Here is a 16929-nt window from a genome sequence, read left to right as displayed (position 1 = left end):
GGGATGGTTTCAGAGCAGACACCCGACGACGGAACCTCCGGCGTCGAGGCCGAAGGGGTCGCCAGCGTCGAAGCCGACGCCGCCGACCGCATCGACGCCGACGCGACTATCGACCTCCTGCGAGAACTCGTTCGGATTCCGAGTCCGTTCTTCGAGGAGGCCGAAATCGCCGACTACATCCACGACTGGTTGGACGCCCGCGGTCTCGACCCCGAGTACCACCGCGTCAGCGAGCCCGATATCACCGGCTTCGAGGGCGACAACGTCGTCGCTCGCGTCGAGGGAACCGACCCCGACGCGCCGACAGTCCTCCTGAACGGCCACATGGACACCGTCCAGCACGTCGAGGGATGGACCGAAGACCCGACTTCCGGGCGCATCGAGGACGGGAAGCTCTACGGGCAGGGCGCGTGCGACATGAAGGGCGGACTCGCCGCGATACTCGTCGCCTTCGAGGCGCTCGCCGCCGGTGACTACCGGGGCGACGTGGTCTTGACCGCCGTCGTCGACGAGGAGGGTCCGTTCGGACTCGGGACCGACGCCCTGATTCGAGACGGCGTCGTCGACGACTGCGACATCGCCGTCGTGACCGAGCCAGCGCCGATGATTACGCAGGGAGACATCGAGAACCCCGCGCTCGTCCTCGGCGCTCGCGGTCGGTTCCTCTACGAGATTACCGTCACCGGGACCGCCGCACACGGCTCTCAGCCCGAACGGGGCGTGAACGCGGCGCTCGACGCGGCGCGACTGGCCGCGGCCATCGACGAGATGGACCTCGGCCGACACCCGAAACTCGGCTCCGGGTCGACCTGTCTGCTGTCCATCGAGGGCGGCGGCGAACCGCTTTCGGTCCCCGACCGCTGTACGCTCGAAATCGACCGACACGTCGTCCCCGGCGAGACTGCGGTATCGGTCCTCGCGGACGCCCGGCGCGTGGCCGACCGCCTCGACCTCGACAGCGAGGTCGACATCTCGCTCCGCGAGACGCCCGACCCGGACATGTACTTCCAACCGTACGTGACAGACGAGACGCACCCGCTCGTCGCGCCGTTCTTCGAGAGCGTGCGGACGCGCCGTGGCGTCGACCCGGACGTGGGGTACTTTTCGAGCATCGGCGACTTCAACCACCTCGGTGGACGCGCCGGGATTCCGACGGTCATCGCCGGTCCCGACGGGGCGAACGTCCACGGGACCGGAGAGTACGTCCTCGTCGACGAGGTCGTCGAGACGGCGCGCCTCGTCGCCGACGCGACGCGGCGAATTATCGAGTGAGGGGTCGCGGCGGTCGGCGACCGGAGCGCCGCACGGCGTTGCCCGCACATCACGTCAGTACCTGTGGCTCGTTTGACGAACGGTCCACGAACTACACGCCGGATTAGTTAACAATTCCTCCGATTTTCACCGCGTGACCGACACGATACATAACTGAGCGAGCCCAGAATACGAGTACCTATCAAACTGCGTGTGTCCAACTGTTGCACGAGACAGAACGCTCGAAACCCGGGTTCGAGGCGAAAGGCCCTGAAATCGGAGACTGACGGCACTCGCCACCATCGAACGTGTTTTTCTCACGCAATATTCAATGAGTTACATTATTCAGCGCCTGTTTTTAGAATTCAAGCTAATTAGAGTTCGTTTTATTCTATTGGGTCCACTCTAGCGCGAAAATTTTAAGTGATGTTACTGAGATTGCTCGACGTAGCATGATAGAGAAACTCAACCGGCGCTCGTTCCTCAAGGCGACTGGGGCTTCGGCGACGGTCGGTTCCGCGGCGTTGGCAGGGTGTACCGGAGACGGGAGCGGCGGAACGGCTGAGACAACCGCGAGCGACGGAGCCGAGACGGACGAGACGGAGACGACCGCCGAAAGCGAAGAGCTGTCGGACACGCTGAACTTCTACTCGTGGGGCGGGTCGACCCAGGAGGCGCTCAACGAGCACGTCATCGAGCCGTTCGAAGAGGAGTACGGCGTCACGGTGAAGCAGTCGAGTTTCGGCGGCCAGGACAAGATGCTGGCCAACGTGCGGTCCAGCCCCGAGGGCTCGTACGACGTCATCATGCCGTCGACGGCCACGTCCTACGCGGCGGCCAAGCAGGGCCTCGTCGAACCGCTCCGCCTCGAAAACATCGAGACGTGGTCGAACCTGATGCCCGTGTTCGAGGACTTCAGCGTCGACCCCGGAGAGAGCACCCACGTCGCGCCGCTGTACTACGGGACCATCGGGATGGGCTACAACAGCGACTACGTGGACGACTCAAACGGCCTCTCGTGGGACCTCGCGTTCGACGAGGAGTTCGCGGGGCAAGTCGCCATCGAGGGCGTGCCGTACGTCCGGGTGTTCACGACCGCGCTCAAACTCGGGATGGACCCCAACGAGATGGTGGGTGACGCCGGGTCCTACGAGGAGGGCGTCAAACAGGTGTACGACGCGATGGCCGAACAGCACGAACTCGTCAAGAAGTACTGGACGAGCGGGCAGGAACTCACGTCGCTTTTCTCCAACGAGACGGCGTACGTCGGCGAGGCGTGGGGTGGCCGCATCCTCTCACTGCAGGACGAGGGCTACGACAACCTCAAGTACGGGATTCCGGAGGAAGGCGCCTACGGGTTCACGGACACGCTCGCAATCGCCAAGGGGTCGAAGAACCGCTACACCGCAGAGAAGTTCATCGAGTTCGCCTACCGCGACGACGTCATCACGAACCTCGCGCCGGACATCGGCTACCCGCCGGCCACCGAGGCCACGTCGAGCGACGTCGAGGCGCTTCCCGACTTCGACCCCTCCGGCGGCGAGCGACTCACGTTCCAAGACCAGGCGTTCAAGAACGAACACCAGCAGGAGTGGTCCCGGACGTTCGAACAGATCAAACTTGGGAACTACTGAGCTGTCGACGACAGCTGGTTATTTCAATATAAATTGACCCCGACACAACTATGAGCTACGTACAAATTTCCGGTGTGACGAAGACGTTCGGCGACGTTCGCGCCGTCAAGGACGTCAGTTTCGAAGCCGAGCGCGGCGAGTTCGTCTCGCTTCTCGGCCCCTCTGGGTGTGGCAAGACGACGACGCTTCGGATGATAGCCGGGCTGGAAACCCCGACCGAGGGGACCATCGAAATCGGTGGGGAAGACGTGACGAAACAGCCGGCCTACGAGCGCGACATCGGCATGGTGTTTCAGCACTACGCGCTGTTCCCGCACAAGACGGTGGGTGAGAACGTCGGCTTCCCGCTGAAGATGCGCGGCGTCGACAAGGCGGAACGACGCGAACGCGTCGCCGACGCGCTCGAAATGGTCCGGCTTCCGGGGACGATGGACCGCTCGCCGACCGAGCTCTCCGGCGGGCAACAACAGCGCGTCGCGCTCGCCCGCGCGCTCGTCTTCGAGCCGAACGTCCTCCTGATGGACGAACCGCTCTCCGCGCTCGACCGCGTCCTCAGACAGCAGATGCGAATCGAGTTAGAGCGCATCCAAGAGGAAATCGGCATCACGACGATTTACGTCACCCACGACCAGACGGAGGCGTTCTCGCTTTCGGACCGCGTCATCGTCCTCGACCAGGGCGAACTGTCCCAACAGGGGAGCCCGCTCGAAATCTACGAGAACCCGCAGTCCGAGTTCGTCGGCGAGTTCATCGGCCAGTCCACGAAGCTCTCGGGGACCGTCACGGCCGACGACGACGGCGTCACGCTCCGGACCGACTCGGGGCTGTCGCTGGAATCGGGCGAGAGCAATCTGACCCATGACACGCCGGCGCTGGCGTTCCTCCGCGCGGAGAAACTCAGCATCTCGAAGACGCCGACCGGCGCGGCCAACGAACTGTCCGCGACGGTGACGACGGTGAGCTACCTCGGCGAGAAGACGCTGTTCTTCTGTACGCTCGCGACGGGCGAGGAGATTACCGTCGCCGAACACGGCTTTACCAACGTCGGCGAGTACGGGTCGGGCGACGAGGTGTTCATCACGATTCCCGAAGAGAAACTGCTCCTCGTCGAGGACGCCTCGAACGGAGAGCCGGCATGAGCAACGAACAGGAGTCAACGGGCGGCGTTCGCACATCGTCAGCCGAGGGTGGCGAACTCAGAGAGCGGGTGTTCGGGCTCCGAACGGCCGTCCTTCGCTCCGACGCGGTCACGGGCGTGTTCGACCGCATCACGGGCCGAGAGCGCGTGTTCGCGTCCGTGCAGGCGGGGTTCGGACTCGGATGGATGCTGGTGTTCCTCTTTGCGCCCCTCCTGTACATCGTGTCGCTGTCGTTCTGGCAACGCGGGGCGGGCGGCGTCGTCGTCCAGGAGTTCACGCTCGCGAACTACGAGTACATCCTGACCGAGAGCGTCGACCTCGCCTCGCTGACGTTCAAAAACCTGTATCTCACGATTCTGTTTCAGTCGCTCAAGTACGGCGTGTTCGTCACGGTCGGCGCGCTCTTGCTCGGGTACGTCCCGGCGTACTTCCTCGGGCGGACCGTCACGAAGTGGAAGGCCGCGCTCCTCTTGCTCGTCGTGCTCCCCTTCTGGGTGCCGCTCATCATCCGCTACTACGCGTGGATTCTCGTCCTCGGCAATCAGGGACTTCTCGTGTCGATGCTCGGGTGGGTCGGCATCGAAGCAAGCGGCTTTCTCTACACCGAACTCGCCGTCGTCTCGGGGCTGACGCAGGCGCTCTTGCCGTTCATGATTCTCCCGATATACAACAGCGTCAACGAAATCGATAGCTCGCTCATCGAGAGCGCGAAGACCATGGGCGCGACGCCGCTCCGCTCCTTCTACGAGGTGACGCTACCCCTGACGCTTCCGGGCGTCAGCGCCGGCGTGATTCTCGTGTTCATCCTCTCGGTCGGGAGCTACATGGCCCCCGCACTGCTCGGCGCACCGTCGAACACGATGGTGGCGAACCTCATCGAATCGACGTTCGGGCAGAACCTCGATTGGCCGCTGGCGAGCGCGATGGGCGTCGTCTACCTGTTCGTCCTGTTCGGCCTCATCAGCGTGTTCAACAGGTTCGTCGGGCTCGACGACGTGTTCGGAGGTGGCGCGGAATGAGCAGTCGCGACGAACTCGGCTGGGCCGCGGTCAAGGGGACGACCGGACTGGTGTACCTGTTCCTCCTGTTTCCGTTGCTCGCGGTCGTCATCATCTCGTTCCAGCCCTCGAAGTACCCGACGTTCCCGCCGGAGGGACTGAGCCTCACGTGGTACGAGGCGTTCCTCGACAGCGACCGGATGCTGTCGGCGCTCACGAACAGTTTCATCGTCGCGCTCGGCGCGTCGGTGTGCGCCGGCGTCGTCGGCACGATTACCGCCCTCGGCTTCGTCCGCCGGTCGTTCCCCGGAAAGAACGTGCTTTCGAGCGTGCTCTTCCTGCCGATGATAATCAGTCCGGTCGTCATCGGGGTGGCGCTGACGGCCTTCCTGACGCGGATGGGGATGCAAAAGAGCTACCTGCTTCTCATCGCCGGGCACACGACGCTCGTGTTACCGTACATCTTCGTCACCGTCCGGGCACAGCTCTACGGGTTCGACCGGGCGGTCGAGGAGGCGGCGATGACGCTCGGCGCGAACGAACTGGAGACGTTCTTCGAGGTCACGCTCCCGCTCATCGCGCCGGGGCTGGCCGCGGGGATGCTCCTCGCGTTCGTCATCAGCTTCGGCGAGTTCACCGCGACCCAGTTTTGGGTCCAGCCGGCGACGACGACCGCGCCCATCGAAATCTACACGATGGTTCGCACGAGCATCACGCCGATGATTAACGCGATGGCGACGGTGCTGATGCTCATCACGGTCGCCGTGCCGCTCGCGCTCGACGTGCTCCTCGGGAAGAACCTCATCCTCAAGTCGGGGCTCTGAGGCCGACCGGGGAGACTACTCCAGCGTGAGCGAAAAGCCCCACGTCGCCTCCTGTCTCTCGTCGTCGGAAGCCCCCGAGAGCCCGCCGACGGCGAAGCTTGCCTCGAAGCGGAATTCGCCGACCGGGAGACAGCTCGCTTCGTCGCCCTCGGACTGGGCGACGCCGTAGAGGTCCACCAGTTCCGACCGCGACTCGCCGGGTTCGAGCGAGAGAATCCGGTACTCATCGGTCACGGCGATGTGGTCTTCGAGCCGCCAACAGCCCGCCTCGGCGGGGTACTCGCCGTCCGCGGGGAGGAAGACGAGGTCGCTCGTCGTGTCCGAGACGTACTGGAAGAAGACCGTTCTCCCCTCGCCGACCTCGACGGTCTCGTCGCCGGTGTTCGTCAGCGTGATGCGGACCTGCGGCGGGTGCTCGTCGGTCGCGAGGTCCTCGGTTATCTCGACTTCGTGTTCGACCGGCACGTCGGGAGCGTCGTCGACGCCGACGAGCGAGATGCCGGGGCCGCCGGACGGGCGGGTGCCGCCGGCTCCGTCGTCGGTGCCGTTTCCGTCCGGGAGGTCGTCTGTCGTGTCCGTCGGCTCGTCGGTCGTGGGGTCGTCAGTCGGCGTGTCCGTCTGTTCGTCGTCGGTCGTCGCGCCGTCGTCCGAGCCGCCGTTGCCGACACAGCCGGCGAGGAGGCCGAACGAGAGGAGGGCGGTCGAACCGAGAAGGGTGCGTCGTGTCAGGGACATACCCAGTAGTCGTCGCGGACAGGAATAACCCTACGCGAGAGTCAAATCGCGACTTGAGTCACGGGGCGGCGTCGCGGTGGCGGCGGTAGTGCTCCCACTCCGCGTCGGTGCCGTAGTGGACGACGAGGTCGGCCGCGGTCTGCTCGGCGACGCCCGACGCGCGCCTGAGCGCGGCGGTGTTCCGTTCGAGCACCGCGGCCGCGACGGCGTCCGCGCTCCCGAAGTGCTCGAACAGCGCCCGCGAGACGCGGTCGCCGGCGTTCGGGACCGGCGCGCAGGCCGTCCGGATGCGCGCCCGCTCGGCCCGGTCGTCGACGCGGTCGACCCACGTCTGGGCCCACGCGGCGACCGCCTCGCGCTCGGCGTCGGACGCCGGCGGCTCGAACTCGCGGACCGAGTCGTCGACGACGCCGCCGAACCGGGCCGACACGGAGAGGCCGTCCGGATGCGGGAGGACGTGCACGCCCGGCGAGTCGCCGGAGTCGATACCGACGAGCACCGCGGGGACGGCCTTCTCGAAGCGGAGCGCGAAGTTCGCCGGGCGCGGCTCGCCGAGCGGGTAGATGACCCACTCGTCGCTCGGCAGTTCGACGCGCTCCGGAAGCCAGCCGAGCGCGTCGCTCTCGGCGGGAGCGGAGGCCTCGTCGGTCGTGGAATCTGTATCGCGTGTCACGTCGGTCCCTCGGTCCGGGACGTCGGAAATCGACGCCCCGCCGCTCGTCGCGTTGAGGGTCCGACGGAGAACTGATAAGACACGCGGTTGTGACCGGCGCGCGGCGCGGAGTGTCAGTCGCGGCGACCGATTGCGACCGAAACACCCGATTACTCACACCCGGTCGCTCAAGTACGTCGAGCACGAACGCGTCTCTATGCCCGTCGTAGAAGTCAATCTCCCGGACGAACTGCTCGTCGAGTTCGAACAGCTCGTCGACGAAGAGTTCATCAGCGAAGAACAGGCCGTCGAAGAGCTCCTCTCGATGGGAATGGACGCCTACGGTGCCCCCGTCGACGACGAGGACGGCGTCCAGTCCGACTTCGTCCAGAGCGCCCAGAACAACCTCTTCGACACCGCCGGCGACCCCGGCGGCCTCGACGACGACGTGCTCTGAGGCGGCGGTCAGCCCGCGCCGCCCGAGGCGTCGCCTCGCTCGGCACCGCGCCGAACTGTTCTTCGGTCGAGAGCGCCCGCCTCGCCGACTCGACAGGTCGGCCGACCGGGGCGACGGTTTCGCCAACTCCCCGGTATGCTGTGGATAACCGACCCGAAACCGTCGGATTACTCGACTTTCACGAATCGAATCCGGTCGGGCGCGTGCGAATCCACAGTTCAGTCGCCGACGGCGCTCGCGCGCGGCGGCGCGGTCCCGCCCTGACGCGGGCGGCCGACCGCACTTCGGCCGCCGAGTCGAGCGGTCGGAACCGTCTCCCGTCACCGACCCTGAGTCCGTTAGCGAACCCATACTAATTCCGCCACCGCGCGACGGTTCAGGCATGTCCAAACGCGCGCACGCCCGAGAATCGGTACTCGTTCCATCGGGCAACTACACCTGCGTCCGGTCGCTCGGCGAGCGGGGCGTCCACACGGTCATGGCCTCCGAACACGACGACACGCCGGCGGCCTCGTCTCGGTTCTGCGACGAACTCGTCCGCATCCCCGCGCCGAAAGACGACCTCGTGGCCTACAAGGACGCCCTCGTCGGCATCGCCGCCCGACCGGACGTGAAGACCATCATCCCGACGCGGCCGGAGGACGGCTACGTCTTCTCGAAGTACCTCGACGAGTTCGAGCAGTACGTCGACCTCGTCGTCCCCGACTTCGAGACGCTCCGCCGGGTCCACGACCGAAAGCTCCTCTACGAGGCCGCCGTCGAGGCCGGCGTCCCCATGCCGCGGACCCGCCTGTTCAGCGAGATTGCGGCGTTCGACAAGCCCTCGATTATCAAGCCGCGGTACAACGTCGTCGCCGGCGAGTACGTCGACAGCTACGACCCCCACGAGTACGACATCGTCAAGAGCGTCCGCCACGTCCGGCCCGGCGACCGGCCCGACGCCGACGAGATATACGCCGAGATGAAACACGACCCCATCGTACAGGACTACGTCCCGACCGAGGACAAGTACATGTTCGCGGCGCTGTACGACCACGGCGAACCGCTGGCGACGTTCCAGCACCTCCAGATTCGCGGGAACTCCTACACCGGCGGCGGCGGCGTCTACCGGACCTCGGTGTACGACCCGGAACTCGAATCCGTCGCGCGGAAGCTCCTCGGACACATCGACTGGCACGGCCTCGCGTGCATCGAGTACCTCAAGGACGCCGAGACGGGCGAGTTCAAACTCATCGAAATCAACCCCCGGATGTGGCAGTCGCTCCCCTCGACCGTCCGGGCCGGGGCCGACTTCCCGTACTACTACTGGTTGCAGGCGACCGGGCAGAAACACCGCATCGAACCGGGCTACGAACTCGGCGTCGGCACCCACTACCTCTGGGGCGAACTCGGCTACGTGATGAGCGTCCGCCGCGACGACTCGCCGCTCGTCGAGCGCCCGTCGTTCCTCAAGACCGTCTGGGAGGTCGCGTCGTCCATCTACCGCGAGCCGAGATTCGACCTCGCGCGCCTCGACGACCCGGTTCCCTTCGCCCGCTACGTGCACCACGCGGTGTTCAACCGCGGGGGCGACGAGGCCGAGGCGGAATCGGCCGGCGACCGCGACGGCGACGGTGACGAAGTGACAGAACGAGGGACCGGCATCACGCTGACGCCGGGACTCAACTTCAGGGGTCGCTGAGTAGGCCGGCGGTCGTGGCGTCGCCGCTTTCATCGGAGGTATTGAGATATCGCGCGCGTGCCGAAGTGGTGTGCTGACGGAGGGAATGCAATCAGCACCGCGGTGATTTTATTCCGGTCGGAATCGTCTGAACCGATTGAGAGAGTAGAATGCGGATTAACGGGAGATGCCGATAGAAGAACGAGTGGGAGTACCACGAAATGTCGTCATCTGAGTCCACTACTGAAGGGGCGGGCGTTTCGCTCCGCAACGCGGTTTTAGTTGTCCCGCTCCTGTTCATGTTTCATCTCGGAAGGGGGTGGGCGCGGGGACTCGTGGAAGGGAACTACGCGAGAGGCGTCGTGGGCCTGGCACTGACGCTGGTGCCGATAGTCTTGCTACTGTTCGTAACCGGGAAGGCGTATTTCTGAACGCGCCGGTGTCGACGAAGACGCTCATCCGTACAGCACGTCGTCGATGTCCTCTTCGGTCGTCGTGACGCCGGACGAGACCATCCCGTCGTGGAACCGCTCGCGCTCGGATTCCGAAAGCGGGACGCGCTTCCGGCGGAACGAGTCGATGAGGTCCGCCTTGGACTCGACGGCGTTCTCGACGAGCCGCGCCAGGACCTCCTGCTGGGTCACTCGGTTCCCGGTCTTCAGCCGAATCTCGGCCTGTAACCGTTCGAGACGGGACTTCGTCTCGTCGTCTATCTTCACCGATGTGGCCATATTCGCTGGTAGAACAGACGACTGGTTGAGGTTTGCTACTGTTCTGACCGGCGTCATACCGACCTGTCTGCGCGCGCTGGCCAGTTCGGCCACGACAGATTACCGACGACCGGTGACGCCGACAGCGCCGTCGCCGACGCACCCTCACTCGTCGCGGAACGCGCAGGTCGCGGTGTAGGACACGTCTTCGAGGACGAGCTCGGCGTTCCGACTCCGGGTCGGCGGGCCGCTGACGTTGATGCTGGTGTTTTCGACCGAGCAGTCCGACGCGCGGTTGACGAGCACGCCGCCGACCCGGCCGTTCGGCAGGTAGATACAGCTATCGACGATTCGGGAGCCGTTTCGGTTCTCGTCGATGACGACCGCCGAGCCGTAGGGCTGGCTCTCGCACGCCCCCGAGATGGTGACGTTTTCGAGAATCATCCCCCACGGCTCTCGCGCGATGTCGGTGTCGACCGGCCCCGCGTAGATGGTCTGGACGCCGGTGTCGTTGACGATGCGGCAGTTGCGCATCGTGAAGCCGCCGTGGCTCCCGTAGGTCGGGACGGTGATGATGCCCGGCGAGGACGGACTCGACCGGTAGACGAAGTCGCAGTCCTCGATGAGGACGCCCGTGTAGCCGTGGCCGGTGGAGTCGATGCGGAGCCCTTCGGGGCTGTCGAGTCGGTCTCCCTCGCGGGCGTGTTCGTTGAGGTTGTCGGCGTCGACGATGACGGTCGCGCCCTTAATCCACGAGGTCTTCGTGGGGTGGTCGCCCGCGGAGATGCGCATGTTCGTGTTGTCGTTGTTCTTGAACAGGCCGCCCTCGACGCGGAGGACGCCGCGGGTGTGGGTCGCGCGGAACGACGACGACCCGCGCTGTTCGATGTGGCAGTCTATCATCCTGACCTCGCCGACGGAGCGCTCGGTGATGCGAATCCCGGCGACGCCGTTCGGATAGCCGGGGAGCGCCGCGCCCTCGCGCATGTAGACGCGGCGGATGACGTTGACGCCGTCGACCGAGGTGCAGTCGAAGAGGAGCAGTTGGTCGCGGGCGTGGTTGTCGGTGGGGGTGCGGCCGAGCCACTCGACGTCCTCGATGAGCGCGCCGTCGTCGTTCGCGAGCCAGATATCGGCGCTCGTGGTGTCGTCTTCGGTCTGCTGGATGGAGAAGTTCTGCAGGACGTGGCCTGTCCCGCTCGTGATGCGGAGCATCCGGAACTGCTCGCCGGGGTCCGCCGGGGGGAAGACGAACTGCACGTCCTTGTGCGAGTCGCCGAGGCCGACGAGCCGGAAGTTCGAGACGCCGCGGTCCCAGTCGTGCTCGCGGGTGATGAGATAGTCGCCCGGCGGGAACTCGATGGCCGTGTCGTCGCCGTACGTCTCGTCGAGGATGTCGTCGACCGGCTCCTGTCCCGTCGGGTCCATCCCGAGGTCGTCGACCGCGTCGAGGACGGTGAGTTCCGGTTCGGGCGTGGGCGTCGACTCGGTCGATGTCGGCGTCTCGGTCGGCGTCTCCTCGTCCGGCGTGTTACAGCCGGCGAGCGCGGCACCGACGCCGACGGCGCCGAGCGTCCGCAGGTAGGTTCTGCGCTTCACCGGCGGGGGACCTCCGTGCGGTCGGGGCGTTCGTGATGGCCGTCGGGCGTCCGTCGAGCGTCGGTGTCACATCGCCGCGGAGAGCGAGGTGAAGATGGGAGAGAGAGGGACCACCGTCGATTACACATGTTTCCCGTCAGTTGGACCGGGAAGGTGATTGGTAAACGGTGTGTAACCGCGGCTAACGCCGCGAGGGGCGTGAAATCAAGGCGTGGCGGTAGCGGCGAAACCGGGGAAAGGGACGTTCGGAAAGACCGGTCAGAACCGGCGTATTCGCGGTTCTCGACGGTTTCAGTCCGAGACTACTGAAATTACGAGTCGCATTACTATCCACTCGTGGCGACAGTTATTCGTATGGATTTGTCACGGCGTTCATATCTCGGGCTGAGCGCCGCCGTGCTCAGCGGGTGCGTCGCGAGGGGTGGGGAACCGGCCGGCACGCCTCCGGCACCGCCGACGAGCGAGCCGCCGACTCCGGCTCCGACCCCGCGGTTCAGCTACGACGACCCCAGCGTCGACGCGGCGGGCGACCCGCTGGCGGTCGCGTTCAACAGTCGAGAGCGGTTCAGAGACGCGGGCTGGCTCGTCGACGACTTCGAGGACGAGCGGCTCTGGGGGACGTTCGCGGGGCGGTACGCCGTCGAAGAAGACGTCGTCTACTGCGGCTCGCAGTCGCTCCGCCTCGAAGCGACGCCCGCCGACGAGCGGGTGTGGATTTACCGGACGTTCGACGGCGGCATCGACCTCTCCGATGCGGACCTGTCGCTGGCCGTCAACCTCGAAACGCCCGACACCGAGGGCATCACGGTTCGCCTCGCCGCGCCCGACTACGACAACACGCTCCTTCTCGGCCGCCACGTCTGGGCGGCCGGCTGGCAACGCCTCGACCTCGGCCCGCGGCGCGTCACCGGGTCGCCGGACCTGTCCAACGTCACCGAGATAAGCATCCAGCTGTACACCGGCGGCGGGACGACGGCGCGGTTCTACGTCGACTCCCTCCGGGCCACGCCGCGCGCCGACGCGGGCAAGGTGATGATTACGTTCGACGACAACACCCGGAGCCAGTACGACACGGCGTATCCGATACTGGAGTCCCACGGCTTCCCCGGCGTCGTCGGCGTCATCCCGTGGACCGTGGGGTCGAGCCACCGCATCCCGCGCTCGGGGATGGACGAGATGGTCGACTCCGGCTGGGACATGGTGAGCCACCCCCAGCAGTCGGACTCGTTCCGCGACCTCTCGCCCGCCGACCAGCGCGCGAGCATCAGGGAGTCGAAGGCGTGGCTCGTCGAAAACGGGTTCGAACGCGGGGCGGACTTCATCATCTGGCCCTACGGTCGGTACGACGAATCGGCTCTCGACGCCGCGAGCGACTACCACTACCTCGGGTTCGTGACGGTCGGAGGACCGACCGGCGCGATATCCGACCCGCAAATCGTCGGCCGAACCGACGGCGACGACGTGCAGAAGGCGAAGCGGGCGCTCGATTTCGCCGCGCAGTACAACCAGCTCTCGGTGCTCATGTACCACGACGTGACCGGGAAGGGACGCTCCGTCAGCCCGGCGGCGTTCGCCGAGACGATGGACTACGTGGACGAACTCGGGTTGGACGTGGTCACGGCGTCCAGCTACTGGGAGTCGATTCGAGACACCGTCTGACGGGGCGACTCGCCCGGTGCGGAAACGCGGTCCACGGAAACCCGCTCGGCACGCCGACCCGACCACGCCGATATGATACTTTTCTAGACAGTCATTCCGAACGTGATTTGGATTCTGTCAGTCACGTTTCGAAGAACGTTAGACACCCGTTCTAACCCCCAAGAACGCCTGAAGGTCGCGTTTTCATACGTGTTGCTGACGACTAACAAAGACCCGAACGGCCCAATCAGCGGGTCGAAGTATCAATGTTCCTACGCACCCACCGACTCGATTCGTCGCCGCCGGGAGCGCCGTCCCACGGCGGCTGGCCGGCCGACGCACGGCGTACAACACAGGGGTCGCGAGCGAGGGGCGATGTATCGCGGTAACGCCGTGGGCGTCGTCGTGCCCGCGTACGACGAGGCGCGGTTCGTCGGCGGCGTCATCGACACGCTCCCCGCGTTCGTCGACCGCGCGTACGTCGTCGACGACCGCTCGAACGACGGGACGTGGGAGGTGATTCGGCGACACGCCGCCCGCGCGAACGAGCGCGTGGCCGCGCCCGTCGTCGCCGCGGCCGACGGCGGCGCGTCGCTCGACAGACGCGTCGTCCCGATTCGACACCCGGTCAATCGCGGACGCGGCGCGGCCGTCAAGACCGGCTACGAGCGCGCGCTCGCGGACGAGATGGACGTCGTCGTCGTGATGGACGGCGACGGCCAGATGGACCCGGACATCATGCCCGCCATCATCGACCCCGTCGTCGACGGGGACGCCGACTACGCCGTCGGCGACCGACTCGCGGCGCGGGACACCCGCCGGGGGATGCCGCCGTGGCGGCTGTTCGGCAACCTCCTGTTGTCCGGGCTGACGCGCATCGCCAGCGGCTACTGGCACATCCGCGACCCGCAGAACGGCTACACGGCCGTCTCGGCGGACGCGCTCGCGGAACTGGAGTTCGACCGGCTGTACGACCAGTACGGCTTCCTGAACGACCTGCTCGTGCACCTGAACGTCGCGGAAAAGCGGGTGGCAACCGTGCCGATGCGCGCCCGCTACGGCGACGAGGAAAGCGGCATCAGGTACTCGACGTTCGTCCCCGGGCTGTCGTTCCTCCTGCTCAGGGACTTCCTCTGGCGGCTCCGCGTGCGGTACCTCGACGGCGGCGTCCACCCGGTGGCCGCCCTCTACGCGCTCGGCGTCGTGAGCGTCCTCGCCGGCGCGTTCCGGCTGGCGACCGGGGTCACGTCGAAGAACCGCTCGAACCGGCGGCCCCTCGCCGGGGTCCTCGCCGGTCTCGGGTCGCTCGGGGGCGCGATGCTCCTCGACAGCCGCGAGAACGAACGGTTACAGGTCGCCGCGGAGCCGTCGGCGTCGTTCGAGCGGGACGCACCGAGCGACCCGCGGCCCGCTCGCGGCGGCGGCGGTGCCGACGAGAGCGGCGAGCGCGGAGAAAGCGCGTCCGACGGCGTCACAGAGCGCGGGATAACGGGGAGTTAGTCACCTCGTACCCGCGAAAACGTGGGTGTGAGGATATCAATAACAACAGCCTAGTCGCGTCATCTATCCAGTAATGGGGTCCACATCACACAGCAAAGGACGGTTAAACCGGGCGCTCGGCGAGCTCTCGCTGGACGTGCCCTTCGCGCTGGTCATCGTCGTTGCGAGTAGCCTCGTCGCGGTTCTCGACGTCGTTTCGACCGTCCAAGCCCTCGTCGGACTCCCCGTACTGCTGTTTCTGCCCGGCTACGCGCTGTTGCTCGCGCTGTTCCCCGCCGGGTCGTCAGACGGAGCCGTCGAAGGACCGTCGTTCGGTCGGTTCGAGTGGCAACCGAACCTCGGCCTCGTGGAGCGCCTCGCGCTCGCCTTCGGAATGAGCGTCGCGTTGCTCCCAGTCGTCGGGCTGTCGCTCCTCTGGGCCGGCGTCGGACTGGCCCCCGCGCCCGTCATCGCCGCGCTGTCGGCGGTCATCGTCGGCGGCCTCGCAGTCGGCGAAGTCCGGCGGCGGCGACTCCCCGAGGCGGAGCGGTTCCACGTCCCGATTCGGCGCTGGTACGCCGACGTTGTCCGGTCGTTCGACCAGCCCTCGCGGGTCGATTCGCTTCTGAACGTCGCGCTCGCCGCCGCCATCGTCTTGGCCGTCGCGAGTCTGAGCTACGCGCTCGTCGCGCCGGGAACGGGCGAGTCGTATTCGAGCCTGTCGCTTCTCACGCGGGACGCCGGCGGCGAGTTCGTCGCCGCCGACTACCCCGAGGCGCTGACGGTCGGCGAGCAGAGCACGCTGTTCGTCTCCGTCGAGAACGACGAGGGCGAGGCGACGAGCTACACGCTCGTGGCCGAACTCCAGCGCGTCGAGCGGGTGAACGGCGAGACGACGGTCGTGGAGCGACAGGCGCTCGGGTCGCGGACGGAGACCGTCGAAGACGGCGAGACGTGGCGGACCCGCCACAGCTTCGCCCCGACGTTGACCGGCGAGGACCTCCGACTCACGTACTACCTGTACGAGGGCGATGCGCCGGCGGAGTCGAGCACCGACACGGCGTACCGCTCGGCGTACGTCTGGGTCACCGTGACCGAAGAGCCGACCGACGGCGCGGACGCCGGCGACGACGCGGCGTAGCTCGGTCCCGCGAGCGACCGTCACTCCGTCGCGGAACGCGGCGGCCGCTCGGCTGTCGCGTGGAACCTCAAAAAAACCGCGTCGAAATGCGAAAACGGGTGCCTCTGTCGTCTGCGGCGTCACCGCGCGGGCGGTGGCGCGCGTGTAGTGTCTGTGTCCGTGCTGTGCTGTCGTGCCGTTTTCCTGCCGTCGCCTCAGCCGTCGTTGTCCTCGAACGTCAGCGCCGCGTCGCCGACCAGGTTCATCTTCTTGATGTCGCCCGAGAACCGGAAGGCGTCGATACCGTCCGTGACCGACCCCTTCGCCTTGCCGTTGGTGAGGCTGTCGTCGCTCTCCGTCGCCCCGACGAGCGGGTCGTTCAGGATGTCGCCGGAGACCATGAACTCGTACGTCGTCTCCGCGCCGTCGCCCTCGACCACGAGGGTGTTCGGCAGGGAGAACACGGCGGGGTCGACCCGCGTGCCGTTGACGTAGACCTCGGCCTCGCCTTCGAGGAACGACAGCGACGTAATCGTGCCCGTGAACGCGTACGTGTCCTCGACGCCGTCGGTGGTTACCCAGCCCGTCGCGGAGCTTTCGGACACGTCGTCCCACTGTTCGACGGTGTCGCCGGAGGCTTCGAGCGTGCCGCTGACGGCGACTTCGTACTGCGTCTCGACGCCGGTGCCGACGAGGCGCAGTTCGTTCTGGCTGTCGGTGGAGTCCGTCGTCGAGTCCGTCGTCGAATCCGTCGAGCCGTCCGTGCTCGAATCGGTCGTCGCGTCCGTGACCGTGCTCGCAGTCACCTGCTCGCCGTCGACGTAAATCTCGGCCTCGCCTTCGACGAAGCCGAAGGAGGTGACGCTCCCCGCGAAATTGAACGTGTCCTCGACGCCCTCGGTCGTAATCCAACCGCTGGCGGAGGTGCCGTCGATGGTGTCCCACGTCTCGATGGTGTCGCCCGACGCTTCGAGCGCCTCGCTGACGGTGAACTCGTATCGGGTCTGGGTGCCCGTGCCGACGAGCCGAAGTT

The 16929-nt window shown here is 66.3% G+C and carries 15 protein-coding genes and 1 pseudogene; 11 read left to right on the top strand and 5 right to left on the bottom strand.

What is annotated here, in order from left to right; genetic code table 11:
* Nucleotides 1-3 precede the first annotated feature (3 nt).
* From C438_RS13475 to C438_RS13455, 5 genes are all read left to right on the top strand, one after another.
* Nucleotides 4-1272, top strand: a complete 1269-nt coding sequence (locus tag C438_RS13475; RefSeq protein ID WP_004970023.1) for a M20 family metallopeptidase — start codon at nucleotides 4-6, stop codon at nucleotides 1270-1272.
* A 431-nt stretch (nucleotides 1273-1703) separates the two neighbouring features.
* Entirely contained in the window at nucleotides 1704-2885 is a 1182-nt protein-coding gene (locus tag C438_RS13470; RefSeq protein WP_004970021.1) for an ABC transporter substrate-binding protein, read from the top strand.
* A 50-nt stretch (nucleotides 2886-2935) separates the two neighbouring features.
* On the top strand, nucleotides 2936-4024 hold the full coding sequence (locus C438_RS13465) for an ABC transporter ATP-binding protein (protein WP_004970020.1): 1089 nt from the start codon (nucleotides 2936-2938) through the stop codon (nucleotides 4022-4024).
* Nucleotides 4021-5043, top strand: coding sequence for an ABC transporter permease (locus tag C438_RS13460; protein WP_004970019.1), 1023 nt, complete (start codon nucleotides 4021-4023; stop codon nucleotides 5041-5043). Before C438_RS13465 ends, C438_RS13460 begins: the two co-directional genes overlap by 4 nt.
* Nucleotides 5040-5846, top strand: coding sequence for an ABC transporter permease (locus C438_RS13455; RefSeq protein ID WP_004970018.1), 807 nt, complete (start codon nucleotides 5040-5042; stop codon nucleotides 5844-5846). The genes C438_RS13460 and C438_RS13455 overlap by 4 nt, the downstream gene beginning before the upstream one ends.
* A 15-nt stretch (nucleotides 5847-5861) precedes the next feature.
* On the opposite strand, the gene C438_RS13450 is transcribed toward C438_RS13455, so the two are convergent.
* Both C438_RS13450 and C438_RS13445 read right to left on the bottom strand, forming a co-directional pair.
* Entirely contained in the window at nucleotides 5862-6581 is a 720-nt protein-coding gene (locus C438_RS13450) for a hypothetical protein (RefSeq protein WP_004970017.1), read from the bottom strand.
* 58 nt (nucleotides 6582-6639) lie between these two features.
* Nucleotides 6640-7254 carry a hypothetical protein gene (locus C438_RS13445; RefSeq protein ID WP_004970016.1) on the bottom strand — a complete coding sequence of 205 codons (615 nt, stop codon included), beginning with the start codon at nucleotides 7252-7254 and terminating at the stop codon, nucleotides 6640-6642.
* A 196-nt stretch (nucleotides 7255-7450) separates the two neighbouring features.
* Here C438_RS13445 and C438_RS13440 point away from each other — a divergent pair, with 196 nt between their 5' ends.
* The 3 genes from C438_RS13440 to C438_RS20260 all read left to right on the top strand — a co-directional run bounded on the left by C438_RS13440 (nucleotide 7451) and on the right by C438_RS20260 (nucleotide 9781).
* The gene (locus C438_RS13440; protein ID WP_004978002.1) at nucleotides 7451-7690 is read left to right on the top strand and encodes a DUF7120 family protein; all 240 of its coding nucleotides are present in this window, start codon (nucleotides 7451-7453) and stop codon (nucleotides 7688-7690) included.
* A 382-nt stretch (nucleotides 7691-8072) separates the two neighbouring features.
* Complete coding sequence (locus C438_RS13435) at nucleotides 8073-9371, top strand: carboxylate--amine ligase (RefSeq protein WP_004970014.1); 1299 nt, start codon at nucleotides 8073-8075, stop codon at nucleotides 9369-9371.
* Nucleotides 9372-9571: 200 nt separating this feature from the next.
* Nucleotides 9572-9781, top strand: coding sequence for a hypothetical protein (locus C438_RS20260; RefSeq protein ID WP_004970012.1), 210 nt, complete (start codon nucleotides 9572-9574; stop codon nucleotides 9779-9781).
* Between the two features lie 24 nt (nucleotides 9782-9805).
* Here C438_RS20260 and C438_RS13425 read toward each other — a convergent pair whose 3' ends face one another.
* Complete coding sequence (locus C438_RS13425; protein ID WP_049918063.1) at nucleotides 9806-10081, bottom strand: hypothetical protein; 276 nt, start codon at nucleotides 10079-10081, stop codon at nucleotides 9806-9808.
* Nucleotides 10082-10225: 144 nt separating this feature from the next.
* Nucleotides 10226-11659, bottom strand: a complete 1434-nt coding sequence (locus C438_RS13420) for a twin-arginine translocation signal domain-containing protein (protein ID WP_004970010.1) — start codon at nucleotides 11657-11659, stop codon at nucleotides 10226-10228.
* A gap of 396 nt (nucleotides 11660-12055) precedes the next feature.
* On the opposite strand from C438_RS13420, the gene C438_RS13415 reads away from it, so the two are divergent.
* The 3 genes from C438_RS13415 (at nucleotide 12056) to C438_RS13405 (ending at nucleotide 15917) form a co-directional block, all read left to right on the top strand.
* The gene (locus C438_RS13415) at nucleotides 12056-13318 is read left to right on the top strand and encodes a polysaccharide deacetylase family protein (protein ID WP_004970009.1); all 1263 of its coding nucleotides are present in this window, start codon (nucleotides 12056-12058) and stop codon (nucleotides 13316-13318) included.
* A gap of 354 nt (nucleotides 13319-13672) precedes the next feature.
* Nucleotides 13673-14797, top strand: a complete 1125-nt coding sequence (locus tag C438_RS13410) for a glycosyltransferase family 2 protein (RefSeq protein WP_004970008.1) — start codon at nucleotides 13673-13675, stop codon at nucleotides 14795-14797.
* 73 nt (nucleotides 14798-14870) lie between these two features.
* Entirely contained in the window at nucleotides 14871-15917 is a 1047-nt protein-coding gene (locus C438_RS13405) for a DUF1616 domain-containing protein (RefSeq protein WP_239640682.1), read from the top strand.
* A 194-nt stretch (nucleotides 15918-16111) separates the two neighbouring features.
* On the opposite strand, the pseudogene C438_RS13400 reads toward C438_RS13405, so the two are convergent.
* Nucleotides 16112-16929 (bottom strand): annotated as a pseudogene (locus C438_RS13400) (hypothetical protein); the annotation flags it as partial.

This window comes from Haloferax denitrificans ATCC 35960, from assembly GCF_000337795.1.
GTDB classification, from domain to species: domain Archaea; phylum Halobacteriota; class Halobacteria; order Halobacteriales; family Haloferacaceae; genus Haloferax; species Haloferax denitrificans.
The sequence above is the reverse complement of the archived record's forward strand: the minus strand, read 5'-3'. Positions and strand labels throughout refer to the sequence as shown.

Excerpts from the sequence above, each read along its gene's own strand:
- C438_RS13405 (WP_239640682.1), top strand. The coding sequence starts at position 14,871 with ATGGGGTCCACATCACACAGCAAAGGACGGTTAAACCGGGCGCTCGGC.
- C438_RS13425 (WP_049918063.1), bottom strand. The coding sequence starts at position 10,081 with ATGGCCACATCGGTGAAGATAGACGACGAGACGAAGTCCCGTCTCGAA.
- C438_RS13450 (WP_004970017.1), bottom strand. The coding sequence starts at position 6,581 with ATGTCCCTGACACGACGCACCCTTCTCGGTTCGACCGCCCTCCTCTCG.
- C438_RS13460 (WP_004970019.1), top strand. The coding sequence starts at position 4,021 with ATGAGCAACGAACAGGAGTCAACGGGCGGCGTTCGCACATCGTCAGCC.
- C438_RS13440 (WP_004978002.1), top strand. The coding sequence starts at position 7,451 with ATGCCCGTCGTAGAAGTCAATCTCCCGGACGAACTGCTCGTCGAGTTC.
- C438_RS13465 (WP_004970020.1), top strand. The coding sequence starts at position 2,936 with ATGAGCTACGTACAAATTTCCGGTGTGACGAAGACGTTCGGCGACGTT.
- C438_RS13470 (WP_004970021.1), top strand. The coding sequence starts at position 1,704 with ATGATAGAGAAACTCAACCGGCGCTCGTTCCTCAAGGCGACTGGGGCT.
- C438_RS13435 (WP_004970014.1), top strand. The coding sequence starts at position 8,073 with ATGTCCAAACGCGCGCACGCCCGAGAATCGGTACTCGTTCCATCGGGC.
- C438_RS20260 (WP_004970012.1), top strand. The coding sequence starts at position 9,572 with ATGTCGTCATCTGAGTCCACTACTGAAGGGGCGGGCGTTTCGCTCCGC.
- C438_RS13410 (WP_004970008.1), top strand. The coding sequence starts at position 13,673 with ATGTATCGCGGTAACGCCGTGGGCGTCGTCGTGCCCGCGTACGACGAG.
- C438_RS13475 (WP_004970023.1), top strand. The coding sequence starts at position 4 with ATGGTTTCAGAGCAGACACCCGACGACGGAACCTCCGGCGTCGAGGCC.
- C438_RS13455 (WP_004970018.1), top strand. The coding sequence starts at position 5,040 with ATGAGCAGTCGCGACGAACTCGGCTGGGCCGCGGTCAAGGGGACGACC.